This window comes from Synechococcus sp. CBW1108 (assembly GCF_015840335.1).
Lineage (GTDB): Bacteria > Cyanobacteriota > Cyanobacteriia > PCC-6307 > Cyanobiaceae > Cyanobium_A.
Genome location: NZ_CP060395.1, coordinates 176,191 through 192,573 on the forward strand (window position 1 = coordinate 176,191; position 16,383 = coordinate 192,573).

Below are 16,383 nucleotides of genomic sequence, written 5' to 3' on the forward strand. Positions count from 1 at the left end.
CAAGCCCTAACTAAGTGTTGAGCCTTGCCATAGACGGTTCGATCGAGGCCAGCGATCTGCCCATAAAGATGACCCAGCAGGTGGGGGCTGATCATCGCCCTGATGGTGATCGTGGCCATTAACTACCGACAGACGATCAAGGCCTATCCCCAGCCGGACTGGTGGCAGTGAGCACGGCCGCCGGCATCGCCGCTCTCCCCTCCTATTTTCCTGGACTGGCCACTTATGTAGGGACCCCTGAAAAACAAATCGCCCGTCAGCTCGACTCCGGCCCAAGGCAAGGGAGGTAGGCAGCTCGAAAACTTGGATATGCACCGGCTCGCGATTCGGCTGTCTCAAGGCAGCAGATGTTCCTGAGTGCCTCCCAGAGCCAGCCAGGACACTCCCATGCACAAAACCAGGCAGAGATAGCGACAAAAAAGAGGCGGAGGAGCCTCAGGATCTTCTCAGCGCACATCACCAGGAACGCCATAGAGATCGAGGTCTCTGCACCCTTGGGCAGACGAGCCATGATCAGCCGAAGTGAATACTTCCGCTTCCCTGACCCAAAGACTCCCTCAACCTCGTTGCGCCTTCGCTGATCAGCGCTGAGCTGCTGCTTGTGCGCAGCGGTGACCGCGGGATCCTTTGGCGGCCTTCCCAATAGCTTGCCGGAGAGACGTATGTTATTCCTTGTGCAGAAGTTTCGATTCTTGGTGTTGATGTAGATGCGATCGGCGCAGATACGCTCGGGGTAGCAGCCGTGCTCTTGTTTATATTTCTTAGCCTGTGGGATCAGGTCTTCAGACTCATTGTACGGATCCCAACTGATCCTGTGCAGGAAGGCAAATCCATTCCGCACTGAGACACTGATCTTGGCTCCAAACTCAACAGCCGCTCTTGCCTTGCCGCGAACAATGGGGCGAACCTGTCGCTGAACCAGGTTGACGATGCGGTCGGGGATGCTGCGCGTCTTGGCGACCAGCAGGATCGTCTGTTGTCGCTGCAGCTCGCTGATCACGAGAAGCTTGCGCCACCAATGGGGCTTCAAGCCAGAAAGTCTTGCCCCAGAAGCGATCAGGGCGTCAATGGCATCAAGACTTCGCTGCAGATAGTCGAGCTGGCGGCGTATTGCGGCATTTATCTTCCGACGGCGTGGCTTCTTCTGTTTGGCGACTTTGAGGAAAGCAGCACGTGCTCTACCACGATCATATCTGGGCTTGTGTTTGCGAAGTGTTGAGCGCTGGCTGCACAGATCATCAATGATCCGCTCGGTTGACTCCCTCGCCTCGTTGAGCAACTTCAAGTCAGTCGGATAGGTGATGTCGGCTGGCGTGCAAGAAGCATCGATGCTGAGCGTTCCCCAGTTCTTGTCCTGTGGCCAATCTGCAGGCTTCACGAGGTCGTCAAGTGAAATCTGTTTATCTGTACCAGCATCTGGATCATCAGATTCGTCGTTATCTGGGAATGAGGCCACAGCCTCCATCACCATGGCTTTTCCCCGTTCGGCAATGAGTTCATTAATCCGATTGAGCTCTTGCTCTGAGAAGCGCTTACGAAAATGAACCATCATTGATGGGTCAAATGGTGTCTTACTGGAATAGCCACCAAATCCAAGGAAAAACTGCATGTAAGCGTTTTCTCGGATCTGCTCAACCGTCTCCTCGTCGCTCAGGCCAAGCCTCTGCTTGATGAACAATGCACCAAACGCCAGGCGTACAGGCTTTGCTGGGGCGCCAGTGGTGGGATTGAACTGAGGGGCATATGTTTCTTCCAACTCCTCCCATGGCATTAAGGAGGAGAAGATCACCCAGCGGTTGTCCGCATCCAACGTGCCACCAAAAGGCACATGAAAATCCTCGATTGAGAGCTGGCCGTTATGGAGTTTCCGGTACATCTGCGGTGCTCAGCAGTTGTAGCAATCGTCGATTGCCCTGATCAAGGCCAGTTTATCGGGTTTTAATCGCTGAAACAAGCTGCGCTGCAGTCGATCTGGGTTTTTCAGGAGTCCCTATGTAGGGCTTGCTGAATTTCATTCGCGGGTTTTTCGTCCGCGCCAAGGGCCGCGATCTCAGCCTGCAGCGCCAAGCGCTGGTGACCTCAATTTTCTCCTAGAAGCTGACTAAGCAGCCCACAGAAGCGCTGGACGGCGCCAGGAGGCGAGCAAATAGAGCATCAGGATGTACACAGAGACAAGAATAGAGAATAAGAGGCGCAGTAGCCTGAGAACCTTCTCGGCATTCATCACAAAGAACGCCATCGTGATCACCGTTCTTGATGTTTCAATCAGCTTGGTCATGATCCGATCCAGTCCATATTTCCGTTTGCTCGTTCCGATTCTTCCCTCGATCACGGAACGCTTTCTCAAGTCTGATTTAAAAAGCTCTTGTTGCTCTGCTGTCTGCACCTCGGCCTCTACCTGCTTCTTGCGTGGACGGCCACTGAGTCTGATGTTATTTTCTGCGCAGAACTTCTTGTTGCCTAATGTCATATAGATTGAATCGGCACAGATTCGTGCTGGATAGTACCCTCGCTCTTCCTTGTATTGCTTGGCACGTGCGATCAGGTCGTTGGCTTCATTGTAGTTGTCCCAGCTGATTCGATCCACATCGACAAAGCCATTATCATCTGATATTGAGATCTTCGCACCGAACTCTGTTCGCCTTCCCGCCTTGCCCCTCACGATCGGCCGCACGTGTGGTTTTGACAAATTGACAATCCGATCGTCGATGCGCCGGCTATCAGCGTCATACATCTCCTGCTGCTTCCGGTACAGTTCACTGGTGATCAGCAGCTTGCGGTAGAGCTGGGTTCCAAGCTCCAAAAGCATGGCACCGCAGTGGATCATCTGATCAATTGCTCTGAGGTTTCTCCGAATCTCGTTGAGCTTAAAGCGCTTGACCTCACGGATCTCGGCGCATTTGGGCTTTTTCTTCTTGATGATCGCCAGAAACCGATTCCGAGCTTTATCCCGGTTGCAGCGGGGTTTACGATTGATCTTTCCCTGCAACTGCTTGAACAGTTCGTCGATGATCTTCTCAGTGGCCTCTCTCGCTTCGTTGAGCAACCTCAGATCTACTGGGTAGGGAATGTCATCAGGCACGCAGGTTGCATCAAGAATCAGAGTACCCCAGTTACTTTCAGGATCCAACGTTGCAGGCTTCACCCCTAGCGCTTCGTCGATGGCAGCAAGCTGTTGCTCCTCTTCTTGTTCGCTATCATCCTCCTCCGCCGAAACCAGCATCTCTTTAATCATCGCAATGCCATTGGCCTTGGTCATGTCATTGCAGATCTTGATCAGATCAGGGCCAATGCGCTTACGAAAATGCACCATCATCGATGGATCAAACGGGGGCATTGCCTGGTATGCACTCAAGCCAATGAAAAATTGTAGATACGGTGATTCCGTGATCAGCTGAACTGTTTCGCGGTCTGTCACTCCCAGGCGTTGCTGGATGTACAGCGCACCGAACGCTATCTGAAACGGCTTGGCCGGTGCTCCTGTCTTGGCACTGAATTGGGGTGCATACTGGCTTTCCAGCGGCATCCATGGAATCAGGTTACGAAGCAGAACCCAGCGATTATTAGGATCTAGTTTGCCGCCGAAGGGCGTGTAAAACTCCTCGATCGATAGCTGACCTGCGTGCTGAAAAACGTACATTGGCGTGTCAGCAGATTATTCTAAGCCAGGAATGGCTCCATTTGGCTCATTTTAACGTGAGACCATCCCTGGAATCAACTGCGGCGCAATGGATATCGGTTCCTCAGTAAGCCCTTCATATTTGCCGCCATCTTCACAGCCGGCTAAGGGTCTCCACACGCCAGTCACGGTCGGGCTGGCGACGTCGTTGCCTGGCTGATCTGCCGCCACTTCGGCATCTGAAGCGACCCATGGGAGCAAATGGACACCTCTACAGAATGTTGGCCGTGGGCAGAACGGAAATTTTGAAGCCCAGGGTTTTTCTCAAACTGCGTGAGTCTTCATGGGTTGCCCCCAATGCGGCTGCCGCCTCCTCACGAAGTCAGACGATTCTAGAGCGATCCTCATCTGCAGCGACTGCGGCCATCCCCAAAACATGTACCTGGGCAATCCGGCAACCCTCTTGCATCGTTTGATCACCATGTTGCTTGTGGTGCTGATCGGTGGAGTCGCCCTGAGTCTTTCGGTGCTGACCGACTTTGTAGGCCGAGACAGTTTTACCCTGCAGGATCAACCTGAGCGGGAACGCCCCCGTTAAGACACCGCAGGATGTTTAACGGGCCCGAAGGCGCTGACGCAGCACCTTGACGACCACAAACACTGCCACAGCAACCACTAGTAAAACTTTGATTCCCTGGGCTCAGGGTTCCAACCATCTCTCCACTTGCGCATAGCCCTGGCCCATCCCCTGGCCGGCCAGGGTGAGAAGCAGGGTCCAGATCAGGCTGCCGGCGGTGGTCCAGGCCAGGAAAGACACCTGGGGCATCATCTCGATCCCGGCTGGCACGGACACCAGGGTGCGTACACCGGGGATCAAGCGCCCCCAGAAAAACACCGCAGACCCATGGCGGTTAAACCAGCGACGGCTGCGGGCCAGGTCGTCGGGTTTGATACCAAGCCACTTGCCATGGCGCCCCAGCCACTGGGCCTCTCCTCATTGATCAAGCGGCCGATCCCGTACCAGAACCAGGCCCCCAGCACCGTACCCAGCAGGCCAGCCAGCACGGTGGGGATCAGTTCCAGGCGGCCCTGGTAAACCAGATAGCCGCCATAGGGCATCACCACCTCGGAGGGGATGGGCGGAAAGACGTTTTCCAGCAACATCACCAGGGCAATCACCGCGTAGCCCATCAACGGATTGGCCTCCACCGCAGAGCCGATCAGATCCGGCAGACCCTCAATGAACGACTGCATCAGCGGAAAGACATAGGCATCAGGTGATCAAGGTAAGCGCATACCCACAGCACCTGCTAGCACAGTCCCGCACCAGCAGATGCAAGGCAAGAGCTCAACAGGGCCCAACTGGACGCCCCTAAGAATAGTAATCCACTAGGAGTAGTAATCCCACAGCAATACCAATCCCAAGAGAATCCCAATCCCATAGGAATACCAATACAGCTATCAACCAGGATTCACTAGAGGGCCTAAGAATGAATGGCCCCACCCCATGCCCAGCCCATGTCAATGGGGTGCCCAGATCGTGATGAGCCCACCCCTTCCAGCCGCTGATCCAGGGGCCCGCGCCCAGGAGCTGCTGGCCAAGCTGAGCACCAGCGAGAAGCTCAACCTGCTGGATGGCGACACGCCGTTCTGGTCGGGCATGGTCGACATCGCCCTGCGGGATGCCTCCCACCGCCATCCCTGGCCGGCGGGTCAGCTGCCGCGGCTGGGCCTGGGCGGCCTCCACTTCGTGGATGGGCCGCGCGGCGTGGTGCTGGAGGGCGGCGCCACCACCTTTCCGGTGCCCATGGCCCGAGGCGCCAGCTGGAATCCTGAGCTGGAGGAGCGCGTCGGCGCTGCGATCGCACGGGAGGCTCGCAGCTTCGGGGCCAACTGGCTGGCGGCGGTGTGCGTAAACCTGTTGCGCCATCCGGGCTGGGGTAGGGCTCAGGAGACCTATGGCGAGGACCCCCTGCACGTAGGCGCCCTGGGGGCGGCGATGACCCGGGGCATCGAGCGCCATGCAATCGCCTGCGTCAAGCATTTCGCCTGCTATTCGATCGACAGCTCCCGCTTCCTGGTGGATGTGCAGGCCAGCCCGCGGGTGCTGCAGGAGCTATACCTGCCCCAGTTTCGGGCCTGCATCGAGGCTGGCGCCGGCACGGTGATGAGCGCCTACAACCGGGTAAACGGGCAGTGGTGCGGCGAGAACGGGGAGCTGCTCTCCCGGATTCTCAAGGGCCGCTGGGGCTTCCAGGGCCTGGTGGTGAGCGACTTCATCTTCGGGGTACGCAACGGAATTGCCGCCCTGCAGGCTGGCCTGGATCTGGAGATGCCTTTCGGGATGATCTTTCTCGGCTCTCTGCCGGATGCCCTGGCTGAGGGCCGATTGGCGATGGAGCGGATCGATGACGCCGTGCTGCGCCAGCTACGGCTGCAGCTACGCATCCCTTCCGGCGAGGTCCAGCCATCGGTGCGCCGCTGCCCGGAGCATCTGGCCCTGGCCCGCGAGGCGGCGCGCCAGGCAATCGTGCTGCTGCGCAACGAGCCGCTTATCGAAGGCCAGCCAGCATTGCCGCTGCTGAATCTGGGCTCCCTGGCGGTGATCGGGGAGCTGGCGGATCGGCTGAACCTGGGCGACCGCGGCTCCTCGGACACCCGTCCGCAGGCAGGAGTGGCAGTCACGCCGCTGCAGGGGCTGCGGCAGGCGAGGCCTGATCTGCCCATCAACTACAGCGATGGTTCCAACCCAGAAGCGGCGGCTGGGCTGGCGGCTACCTGCGATGGGGCCGTGGTGGTGGTGGGGCTTGACTGGCGCCTGGAGGGGGAACACATCCACCCCGGCGATATCGCCCCGATCCTGGAGCAGATCCCCCCACCAAACTGGCTGCTGCGCAGTCGCCTCTGGCCGGCCACCAGGCCCCAATGGCGGCGGGTCGCCAAGCTGATCGCCTGGCTCACAAGCCATGCCTCAGCTCGCCAGGGAGGCGACTTCGCCGCCGGAGATCGCACCGATCTGGGCCTGCCGCCGGCCCAGGTGGCATTGATCCGGAGCGTGGCTGCAGCCAACCCGCGCACGGTGGTGGTGCTGATGGGCGGCGGTGCCATCCGCTGCAGCGACTGGGATCGGTTGGTACCGGGCCTGCTGTTGCTCTGGTACCCAGGCGAGCAGGGGGGCCATGCCCTGGCGGAGGTGCTGCTGGGGTCTGTGTCGCCCTCAGGGCGGCTGCCCTTCACCATCCCGATCCGTGAGAACCAGCTGCCCCCATTTGAGCCCCGTGCCCCGCAGGCCCGCTACGACCTCTGGCATGGCTACAGGCGATTGCAGCGGCACCTAGGAGTTTGCTGAAAAACCAAGCCTGCGCGAAAATGGATTAACCGCCCAGTCCAGATGCGAGGTCACCGGGAGCGCAGCGGCTCCCTGTTCTCCTACGTGTCGATCGAGGAGCGGATCCCGGCCAGCCATCCGCTGCGGCGTATTCGGAAACTGGCCGATCAGGCCCTCGATCGGCTCAATCCCACCTTCTGTGAGCTCTACGCCGCAGAAGGTCGGCCCTCGGTGCCGCCAGAACAGCTGCTGCTGGCCTCGTTGCTGCAGGCTTTCTATGGGATCCGCTCCGAGCGGCTGTTGCTGGAGCAGCTCCACTACAACCTGCTCTACCGCTGGTTTGTAGGGCTGAGCCCGGATGATCCGATCTGGCACCCCACCACATTCACCAAGAACCGCGAACGGCTGCTCAATGACGACGTCATGGGCCGCTTCCTGGAGAAACTGATGGCTGCCCCGGAGGTCAAGCCGCTGCTCAGCGACGAGCACTTCTCAGTGGATGGCACCCTGCTGCAGGCCTGGGCGTCCCATGCCTCACTGGAGCGGATCGATGGAGAAGAGGACCCACCGCCCCCGCCGTCAGGCCCTGGCGAGGGCTTTGGCGCTCCAAAGCCCGGTAAGAAGCGGGCCAAGGGTGACTTCCGCGGCATCAAGCTCAGCAACAAGACCCACCGCTCCAGCGTCGATCCAGACGCCTTGCTGGCCCGCAAGTCCAATTCCCACCCGGCTCAACCCAGCTACCGAGGCCACGTGCTCATGGACAACCGCCATGCCCTGATCGTCGATTGCCGCGTTACCCAAGCAGTGGGTACCGGGGAGCGGGATGCCGCCAAAGCGATGGCGGCTGACATCCCCGGTGCCCACCAAAAAACCATCGGTGCCGACAAGAACTACGACACCAAGGGCTTTGTCGCCGAGATGCGTCGCATCGCCGTGACGCCGCACGTCGCTCAGAACACCGCCCGCTCTGGTGGCTCCGCCATTGATGGCCGCACCACGCGCCACGAGGGCTACGCCAAGTCGATCAATGCCCGCCGCGGTATCGAGAAGGTGTTTGGTTGGATCAAACAGTGGGGCGGTCTGCGCCAATTCAAACTGCGCGGCACCGACAAGGTGAGTGCGGTGTTTGGCCTGCACGTAATCGCCTACAACCTGATCCGGCTGGGCAACCTGCTCAGGCCGGCAATGGCGGCGGCATGAACAGGCGGTTGCCCAGAGGTGTGGCCAGACGGCAGCGATCAGGCAGCTCCGCCGGGGCAGAACGCCTGAAATCAGGCGTTCTGAACGGCTGAAACAATGAAAACCATCCCGAACGGAGCGCAATCAGCTCTCCGGAGGAAAAAACGCGGCTGGTCAGGCGGTTTTTCCGCAAACTCCTAGGTAACCTCGCCTCTGGGCTGGGCAGCTGGCATATTTTCGTGCAGGACTGGATTTTTCAGCAAACTCTTAAGGCACAGGGAAGAGGCCATTTCGCCGACCTCAACTCATGCTGACAGCACGGCAGGCTCGCCTGTGCCAAACTGGTACTTGAAGTTCAGGGCAAATGAACACCATCAACTAAATATTAACGCAGGGGGACAAGTCAAATCATCCCGCATCACCCTGCCAACCAAAAATAAATGCGAATTTTACACCGACCTTTAACGAATAGACCTCATAGACTCATGCCAGATAGCTCTATTTTAGTTCTGATTGTAAGCCCTTGCATGGGGGGGTATGGAGGACTTGAGTCTTTTGTTTTAGCGGTAGCTGATGGAGTAGCCGCAGATCCCAATATAAGGGTTAAAATTATTTTCAAAAAAACTCGGGACTTTTTGCCGCAAGATCATTTACTGAATAAGATTGAGCTTTCCGGCCTGCAAGTGAGTTTCTGCAGCCGTTCAAGCCTAGAATTATGGAGAGAGATTCAATCTGCCGATTTAGTTCACCTGCAGAATCCATGCCCTGATGTCGCAACGATGGCAAGACTGGCGGGCAAGCCACTGTTAATAAATATAATCAATCACACCAAGGGCGGAGGACGCTTGCACCAGCGTGTATGGAAATTATGCCTGCATCTGGCCCACCAACGCTTTTATATTTCTAATTTCGTACGAAAAACCTGGGAACTGTCTGAGACACCTTGGAAAAACAGCCAAGTTATTTTTCCAATATGCAAACTCTCCGATCTAGATCCTCTGCCTTTTGGTGAACGTAAAGGATTTTTATTCTTAGCAAGGTGGGTCGAGAACAAAGGCCTTGATACTCTCGTGGAAGCCTATGCGAATTCTGGGCTAGATCCGGATCGATGGCCCCTACGTTTGCTTGGGGATGGCCCCTTACGATCGAAGATTTCAGCTCGAGTCACAGAATTGGGGTTAAAAGGGGTTGTAATGCCAGGGTTTATGAGCGAGCAGGAGAAGGCGGAGTGGATTCGCCGAAGCCGTTTTGTGGTTATTCCTCCTAATACCAGCGAGGACTTTGGCTTGGTAGCCATTGAAGCCAGACGCCTAGGTCTGCCATGTCTGATCACGCGAGACGGTGGCCTTCCTGAAGCGGCGGGCCGATATTGCCTGGATTGCGAACCAGCAGATGTAAACGGCCTCAAGCAATTACTGCTTCAAGCAGCGGCAATGAATGAAGCAGAATACATCTCTCTAGCATCAGGAGCTCATAAATCCCTCGAGGATGAGCTTGTCAAGCCAGAGTTTTATGCTCAAGTTTATGCAAATATGATCCAAGATCATTCACCTAAGAATAACATTAAGAATCTCATTTGATACAGATTTAATAAGTCGATTGGTGCCCATTCAAGGGTCGGGACGCCCCGTCGGGCAAACGCTAGCCTCATCGCTCATCGATGAGCAGACCAGCCTAAATGTGTGTCTATGGCGTGCTGGCGGAGCCTAAGAGTTTGCTGAAAAACCAAGCCTGCGCGAAAATGGATTAACCGCCCAGCCCAGATGCGAGGTCACCGGGAGCGCAGCGGCTCCCTGTTCTCCTACGTGTCGATTGAGGAGCGGATCCCGGCCAGTCATCCGCTGCGGCGGATCCGGAAACTGGCGGATCAGGCCCTCGATCGGCTCAATCCCACCTTTTGCGCGCTCTACGCCGCAGAAGGCCGGCCCTCGGTGCCGCCAGAACAGCTGCTGCTGGCCTCGTTGCTGCAGGCGTTCTACGGGATTCGCTCGGAGCGGCTGTTGCTGGAGCAGCTCCACTACAACCTGCTGTACCGCTGGTTTGTGGGCCTGAGCCCGGATGATCCGATCTGGCACCCCACCACATTCACCAAAAATCGGGAGCGGTTGCTGAACGAGCAGGTCATGGGGCGCTTCCTGGAGAAGCTGATGGGTGCTCCGGAGGTCAAGCCGCTACTCAGCGACGAACACTTCTCAGTGGATGGCACCCTGCTGCAGGCCTGGGCGTCCCATGCCTCACTGGAGCGGACCGATGGTCAGCAGGACCCACCGCCACCGTCGTCAGGCCCTGGCGAGGGCTTTGGCGCTCCAAAGCCCGGTAAGAAGCGGGCCAAGGGTGACTTCCGCGGCATCAAGCTCAGCAACAAGACCCACCGCTCCAGCGTCGATCCAGACGCCTTGCTGGCCCGCAAGTCCAATTCCCACCCGGCTCAACCCAGCTACCGAGGCCACGTGCTCATGGACAACCGCCATGCCCTGATCGTCGATTGCCGCGTTACCCAAGCAGTGGGTACCGGGGATGTCAGCCGCCAAAGCGATGGCGGCTGACATCCCCGGTGCCCACCAAAAAACCATCGGTGCCGACAAGAACTACGACACCAAGGGCTTTGTCGCCGAGATGCGTCGCATCGCCGTGACGCCGCACGTCGCTCAGAACACCGCCCGCTCTGGTGGCTCCGCCATTGATGGCCGCACCACGCGCCACGAGGGCTACGCCAAGTCGATCAATGCCCGCCGCGGTATCGAGAAGGTGTTTGGTTGGATCAAACAGTGGGGCGGTCTGCGCCAATTCAAACTGCGCGGCACCGACAAGGTGAGTGCGGTGTTTGGCCTGCACGTGATCGCCTACAACCTGATCCGGCTGGGCAACCTGCTCAAACCGGCGATGGCGGCGGCATGAACAGGTGGTTGCCCAGAGGTGTGCCAATGAGGCGGCCTCCAGGAAGCCCCAACGGGGCAAAACGCCTGAAATCGGGCGTTCTGAACCGCTGAAACGCATCATTTCAGCCCGAACGGAGCACAATCAGCTCTCTGGAGGGAAAAACGCGGCCTTTCAGGCAGTTTTTCCGCAAACTCCTAACAGCATTTTCTCAAGCTCATCTCCGATAGCCGCAACCACCGTGGGACGCGCTACCTCAGTGGTTCCTGTTGTAGATGGAGGTGCTCGGGATACTGGGTGGCAGCAGAAACTCCCGGGGTCTGGTGGCGCTCACCCAGTGCTGGGACTGGATTTCAAACGCTGGGCGTCCGATTCCATATTCCTGTACCTGTTTCACAAGGCGTAATAGGAACAAGTTCGTAATCCATCAAATTGTTCGGTGAACACCTGACATTCACATCGTCGACAAGATAGCAAATCTCCACTCCATCGCGATTCATATCCTTTTTGCAAGTTTCTATAATTAAACTATAGCGAGCTGCTCATCAGTCAAATGGCAAGAATCTATGGCGGGGTCTCCGAAATCAGCCATTGCCGACAAGGCCTGGCTGAGGAGATTTTTGGTAAAGAAACCGGTCTTCTACTCGTCATTTGGAAATTACTTTTATATGGGGTCCTTAGTGCAGTGTGCTGAAAGGAACGTTAAGAATAGGGAGTTTCAGCTGAGATGGCTTTTGACAACCTTGGCTATCCAATATCTCCGCGAATCCTCTGCCAGGGCTAGTTCAGCACCTGCAAGCATTTGTCGACTAAAGTTGTCTGGGCTATTCGATCCATCAGCACGCTCAAACCGTACCGGCCTGCTGGGCAGCCCAAACCAAAACTGCTAGGCTGATTGAATAAATTGCTTGTAACTGGAATGACTGTATGGCATCCTTGGCAAGCGACGAGCTGAGTTTAACGGCCTGCCATGTAAAACGCTGAGATTTGCGAGATGACCTTAAGAATCATTAACTCTAACACAGCGCCTATAAATCTATCTCCCTCTTTTTATTCACTTGTTATTACTGTATTTTTTCTGCATAGACCCAGTCCTATAGCTTGAGCCAAATATTAAGATTCTCATGGTACCACCACCTGTTGCATGCTCCCAATGCACATTTAGTATTTGCATTGTAACTTTTCGTCGTCCAGATTTACTAAAGAAGTGTCTCGATTCATTGCCTAGTCAATTAGAAAAGTTTGATCCTTGCCAGTATCAAGTTATTGTAAGCGATGATTGCCCTGCAAGAAGCTCCTACGAAGTAGTTAGTGGCTCAGGTTTCGCAACTTGGGTACAGGGTCCCAATCGTGGCGTGGCAGCAAATAGAAATAATGCTGCAAATGCTGCAAATGGCGATTGGATAATTTACCTTGATGATGATGAAGTTGTAGGCAAAATATGGCTAGAAACCATACACGATGCAATTCAATCTGGAAAATATGACGTTATAGAAGGGAGGGTTGAGCCTACAGATTTTCCTGACAGCATTTTATGGTATGCACCAGTAATTTCAGCAGGTGGAGCATATTGTACCGCAAATTTAGGGATTCGCCGAAATCTATTCCTAAGCATGGGAGGGTTTAATGAAAAACTTTTTCTGTCTCACGAAGATATTGAAATGGGTAATCGTATTCGAAAAGCCTGTCTTAGAAGTATATACCTAGATGAAGCAGTGGTCTACCATCCCGCTCGAAAGCTCGCCCTGTCTCAAGTATGGAGGAGAATGATAAGTCTTCAAATTACAAGTTTTACAATGAAAAATCCAGACTTCGCAGAAATTTCCGTTCGTCATATTATTAGTTTGAGTGATTTTACGCTTAAGTATTGGTATAGAGTATTGCGGCTTGAATTGGCTGCTCGCCAACCAAAGCATTGGCGACGTCCACTCCAGGCCTTCCTCCTGCTTCCGCTCACTATTCCTATTGGATTCCTCAAAACATTAATGCTTCTTTTTAAAGGAACTGCAAAAAATTGAGATTTACCGGACCCATGCATCCACGACGCAAAGCTTAGCCCTTAATATCTTACAGCCTGTAAAGCTGTTGTATTTAATGGCACCACCCAGGGCAGCCTGAATATATTTAGTTATGCAAAATCATGCTTAATGGGCTCTTTATGAAGAGAGCAATTGTTGTTCACGGAGGTTCTTGAGGATATGTCAAGGAACCATTGCCGGGATAACTTAATTCTACTGATACTGATCTACTTGCGACCCTTTGCCATGGTCACGCAGCATATTATATATTCAAATCAAGCTAGGGACTCCTGAAAAAAGAACCGCAACCTGGATCCGATCGCAGCCAAATAGCAGGGCGTAGGCAGCCCAAACGCACGGTTATCCAGTGGCCAGTGATTGGTTTGTTTCAAGCTGCCAAATGTTCCTGAGCCCCATCCAGAGACTACCTGGCCATTTCCAGGTACATAACCAGGCAAAAATAGTGATAAAAAAGAGGCGGAGGAGCCTCCGGATCTTCTCTGCGCACATCACCACAAAGGCCATGGAGATGGAGTTCTCTGCAGGGCCGCCTAAAAGTAATTTCATCCCGTGCTCGCTGCCGCGCCTCCCAGTGCGAGCATTCCCCTGATGTTGTGGCTCAGTTCCTGCTGGCCAGCGTGAACTGAGCGGTAGCCGCCGTTGCGCAGCAGGTTCATGACCACTGTGCGCAGGAACGCAAACAGCGGCGCTCCGTTGCGGTTGGCGTAACGGTGAGCGTCTTCCTGCAGCTGCGTGTCCCGTGGCCAATGCCACTCGTTCTCGATCGACCACCGCTGGCGGATCAGTCGTAGCAGCGCTTCTGGCTTGGTCCGCAGGCTCGTGAGGAAGTAGTGGGCCTGTGGCCGCTGATGGCCTCTGCGGGTCACGGTGGTGCTGATCATCTCGATGATCCAGCTGACGCCAGGCCAGTTCTCTTTGATGTGTTCCGGGGCTTCCTTGGCCCGCATCTCCCATAAAGTGTCACGGCCATGTTTTTTGCTCTGAGCCGTTGCAGTGAAAGGGATCTGACGCTTACCTTGAAACTGGCACTGGATCTGGCGCAGCAGGGTTTTCTGGTTGCCTTTCACCGTCAAGAGCACGTCGGCCCCCTTGGCGAGGCACCAGCGAAAAACGCTTGCGTGGTGTGCAGAGCATCCGCCTGGATCAAGGTGCCCTCCAGCTCAAGGGTGCTCAGAAGCTCTTTGAGCGCAGCCCTCTCGCAGGATTCGTGGGTGTCGTAGGCCTTCTGGGCCAGGGCGACACCGAGGGCCCGGGCATAGACCGTGACCTGGGCCACAAACCGGTGACCGCCGTCTTCCGTGTCCACCGCTGTGCCTCTGAGCGTCTTTCCATCGCACACCAACTGCTCCAAACCCTCTGTCCCGCCTGGGATCTGGCTGATCATCCAGGCCTGAAAGACATCGCCAAAGGTCTGCAGGTGGGCTTTGTTGAAAAGGTACAGGAATGTGGCGTCCGACGGCCAGCGTTTGAAATCCAGGCCCAGCGCCTGGTTGAACTCCTGCCGATGCCGCTTGGCAAACGCCTCCAGATCACGGGAGCTCCTGCTGCCACTCAGAATCCCGAGCACCGCCACCAACAACAGGAACCACTGTGGGTAGCGCACACCACGGCGAAAGCGTCCGTCGGGGATGGCCTTGAGAAAGCTGATTAGGTCGTTGGAATCAAGCTGATCAGCTGCTGCGCCTGGGATTTGGGGCATGGAGGTGAGCCATTCCCGCCGACCAAAGCCAATGCTGTCAGACTCCGCCAGCACGCCATGGACACACTTTTAGGCGGCCCTGGAGTTCTCTGCACCTTTGCTCAGCCGAGCCATAATCAAGTCCAGTGAATACTTCCTCTTCCCTGATCCAAAGCATCCCTCCACTTCATTTCGCCTCCGCTGGTCAGCGCTTAGCTGCTGCTTGTGAGCAGCACTGATCTCTGGATTCTTCGGCGGCCTCCCCAATCGCTTACCAGAGAGCCGTATATCGTTCCGAGTGCAGAAGTTTCGGTTCTTGGTATTGATGTAGATTCGATCAGCGCAGATTCGCTCGGGGTAGCAGCCATGCTCTTGCTTGTATTTCATGGCCTGTGGAATTAAGTCTTCGGATTCGTTGTATGGATCCCAGCTGATCCTGTGCAGGAAGGCAAAGCCATTTCGCACAGAAACACTAATTTTGGCGCCAAACTCAACAGCAGCTCTCGTTTTACCACGAACCATGGGCCGAACGTGTCGCTGAACCAAGTTCACGATACGATCGGGCATGCTGCGCGTTTTCGAGTACAGCAGGATGCTTTGCTGGCGGTGCAGCTCGCTGATCACGAGGAGCTTCTGCCACCAATGGGTCTTCAAGCCCGAAAGCATTGCCCCGGAGTGGATCAGGGCATCAATAGCATCAAGATTCCGCTGCAGATAGTCCAGCTGGCGTCGTATCGTGGCTTTGATTTTGCGGCGACGCGGCTTTTTCTGCTTAGCAACCCTGAGGAAATTGGCACGCGCCTTGCCACGGTCATATCGGGGACTGTGTTTCCGTAGGTCTGAATTCTGTTCGCAGAGATCGTCGATGATCCGTTCGGTCGACTCCCTCGCTTCGTTGAGCAACTTCAAATCAGTTGGATAGGTAATGTCGGCTGGTGTGCACGAGGCGTCAATGCTGAGTGTTCCCCAATTCTTGCCTTCTGGCCAATCGGCCGGCTTCACAAAGTCGTCAAGTGAGAGCTGGTTGTCAGCATAGGCACTTGGATCGTTAGTGTCGTCGTCATCTTGTTGTGACGCCACAACCTCCATCAGCATGGCCTTGCCCCGCTCGGCAATGAGTTCATTGATCCGGGTGAGTTCCTCTTCGGAGAAACGCTTGCGGAAATGAACCATCATTGATGGGTCGAATGGTGCCTTGCTGGAATAGCCGGCATAGCCAAGGAAATACTGCATGTAAGCGTTTTCTCGGATCTGCTCAACGGTCTCCTCGTCGGTCAGACCAAGCCGCTGCTTGATGAACAGCGCACCAAATGCCAGCCGTACAGGCTTTGCTGGGGCGCCAGTGGTGGGATTGAACTGAGGTGCATATGATTCCTCCAACTCTTCCCATGGCATCAGGGAGGAGAAGATTACCCAGCGATTGTCCGTGTCCAACGTGCCGCCAAAAGGCAGATGGAAATCCTCGATTGAGAGCTGCCCGTTATGGCGTTTCTGGTACATCTGCAGTGCTCAGCAGTTGTAGCAATCGTCAATTGCCCTGAACGAGCCCAGTTTATCAAATTTAGATCGCTAAAACAAGCTGCGCTGCAGTCGATTTGGCTTTTTCAGGAGTCCCAAGCTATGATCATCGATTAAGTACTGGCGCTCTCTTGGGATGGCTCGC

At 55.7% G+C, this 16,383-nt stretch carries 10 protein-coding genes and 2 pseudogenes; 6 read left to right on the plus strand and 6 right to left on the minus strand.

Features of this window, described 5'->3' with window-relative positions:
* Window positions 1-256: 256 nt before the first annotated feature.
* Both H8F27_RS00960 and H8F27_RS00965 read right to left on the minus strand, forming a co-directional pair.
* Window positions 257-1,876, minus strand: coding sequence for an IS5 family transposase (locus H8F27_RS00960; RefSeq protein ID WP_197149264.1), 1,620 nt, complete (start codon window positions 1,874-1,876; stop codon window positions 257-259).
* A gap of 225 nt (window positions 1,877-2,101) precedes the next feature.
* Window positions 2,102-3,640: an IS5 family transposase gene (locus H8F27_RS00965; protein ID WP_197148255.1), complete on the minus strand. Its 1,539-nt coding sequence runs from the start codon at window positions 3,638-3,640 to the stop codon at window positions 2,102-2,104.
* A gap of 415 nt (window positions 3,641-4,055) precedes the next feature.
* Here H8F27_RS00965 and H8F27_RS00970 point away from each other — a divergent pair, with 415 nt between their 5' ends.
* Window positions 4,056-4,217: a hypothetical protein gene (locus H8F27_RS00970; RefSeq protein ID WP_197150405.1), complete on the plus strand. Its 162-nt coding sequence runs from the start codon at window positions 4,056-4,058 to the stop codon at window positions 4,215-4,217.
* Window positions 4,218-4,232: 15 nt separating this feature from the next.
* Here H8F27_RS00970 and H8F27_RS00975 read toward each other — a convergent pair.
* Window positions 4,233-4,873: pseudogene (locus H8F27_RS00975) on the minus strand (DedA family protein).
* Between the two features lie 289 nt (window positions 4,874-5,162).
* On the opposite strand from H8F27_RS00975, the gene H8F27_RS00980 reads away from it, so the two are divergent.
* The 5 genes and pseudogenes from H8F27_RS00980 (at window position 5,163) to H8F27_RS01000 (ending at window position 13,021) form a co-directional block, all read left to right on the plus strand.
* Window positions 5,163-6,968 carry a glycoside hydrolase family 3 N-terminal domain-containing protein gene (locus tag H8F27_RS00980; protein WP_197150420.1) on the plus strand — a complete coding sequence of 602 codons (1,806 nt, stop codon included), beginning with the start codon at window positions 5,163-5,165 and terminating at the stop codon, window positions 6,966-6,968.
* A 42-nt stretch (window positions 6,969-7,010) separates the two neighbouring features.
* The gene (locus H8F27_RS00985; RefSeq protein ID WP_197150422.1) at window positions 7,011-8,147 is read left to right on the plus strand and encodes an IS5 family transposase; all 1,137 of its coding nucleotides are present in this window, start codon (window positions 7,011-7,013) and stop codon (window positions 8,145-8,147) included.
* 464 nt (window positions 8,148-8,611) lie between these two features.
* Window positions 8,612-9,706 (plus strand): glycosyltransferase family 4 protein, encoded by a 1,095-nt coding sequence (locus tag H8F27_RS00990; protein ID WP_197150424.1) that lies wholly within the window; start codon window positions 8,612-8,614, stop codon window positions 9,704-9,706.
* A 183-nt stretch (window positions 9,707-9,889) separates the two neighbouring features.
* Window positions 9,890-11,024 (plus strand): annotated as a pseudogene (locus H8F27_RS00995) (IS5 family transposase).
* 1,103 nt (window positions 11,025-12,127) lie between these two features.
* On the plus strand, window positions 12,128-13,021 hold the full coding sequence (locus tag H8F27_RS01000; RefSeq protein WP_197150425.1) for a glycosyltransferase family 2 protein: 894 nt from the start codon (window positions 12,128-12,130) through the stop codon (window positions 13,019-13,021).
* 563 nt (window positions 13,022-13,584) lie between these two features.
* On the opposite strand, the gene H8F27_RS17895 is transcribed toward H8F27_RS01000, so the two are convergent.
* The 3 genes from H8F27_RS17895 to H8F27_RS01015 all read right to left on the minus strand — a co-directional run bounded on the left by H8F27_RS17895 (window position 13,585) and on the right by H8F27_RS01015 (window position 16,220).
* On the minus strand, window positions 13,585-14,121 hold the full coding sequence (locus H8F27_RS17895) for an ISAs1 family transposase (RefSeq protein ID WP_197150427.1): 537 nt from the start codon (window positions 14,119-14,121) through the stop codon (window positions 13,585-13,587).
* Complete coding sequence (locus H8F27_RS17900) at window positions 14,112-14,741, minus strand: ISAs1 family transposase (RefSeq protein ID WP_197148039.1); 630 nt, start codon at window positions 14,739-14,741, stop codon at window positions 14,112-14,114. Before H8F27_RS17900 ends, H8F27_RS17895 begins: the two co-directional genes overlap by 10 nt.
* A 69-nt stretch (window positions 14,742-14,810) precedes the next feature.
* Complete coding sequence (locus H8F27_RS01015; protein WP_197150429.1) at window positions 14,811-16,220, minus strand: IS5 family transposase; 1,410 nt, start codon at window positions 16,218-16,220, stop codon at window positions 14,811-14,813.
* Between the last annotated feature and the right edge of the window lie 163 nt (window positions 16,221-16,383).

Bases quoted from the DNA above. Each gene is read 5' to 3' on its own strand.
- H8F27_RS00960 (WP_197149264.1), bottom strand. From the start codon at position 1,876: ATGTACCGGAAACTCCATAACGGCCAGCTCTCAATCGAGGATTTTCAT.
- H8F27_RS00970 (WP_197150405.1), top strand. From the start codon at position 4,056: ATGTACCTGGGCAATCCGGCAACCCTCTTGCATCGTTTGATCACCATG.
- H8F27_RS00985 (WP_197150422.1), top strand. From the start codon at position 7,011: ATGCGAGGTCACCGGGAGCGCAGCGGCTCCCTGTTCTCCTACGTGTCG.
- H8F27_RS01000 (WP_197150425.1), top strand. From the start codon at position 12,128: ATGGTACCACCACCTGTTGCATGCTCCCAATGCACATTTAGTATTTGC.
- H8F27_RS00990 (WP_197150424.1), top strand. From the start codon at position 8,612: ATGCCAGATAGCTCTATTTTAGTTCTGATTGTAAGCCCTTGCATGGGG.
- H8F27_RS17900 (WP_197148039.1), bottom strand. From the start codon at position 14,741: ATGCCCCAAATCCCAGGCGCAGCAGCTGATCAGCTTGATTCCAACGAC.
- H8F27_RS00980 (WP_197150420.1), top strand. From the start codon at position 5,163: ATGAGCCCACCCCTTCCAGCCGCTGATCCAGGGGCCCGCGCCCAGGAG.
- H8F27_RS00965 (WP_197148255.1), bottom strand. From the start codon at position 3,640: ATGTACGTTTTTCAGCACGCAGGTCAGCTATCGATCGAGGAGTTTTAC.
- H8F27_RS01015 (WP_197150429.1), bottom strand. From the start codon at position 16,220: ATGTACCAGAAACGCCATAACGGGCAGCTCTCAATCGAGGATTTCCAT.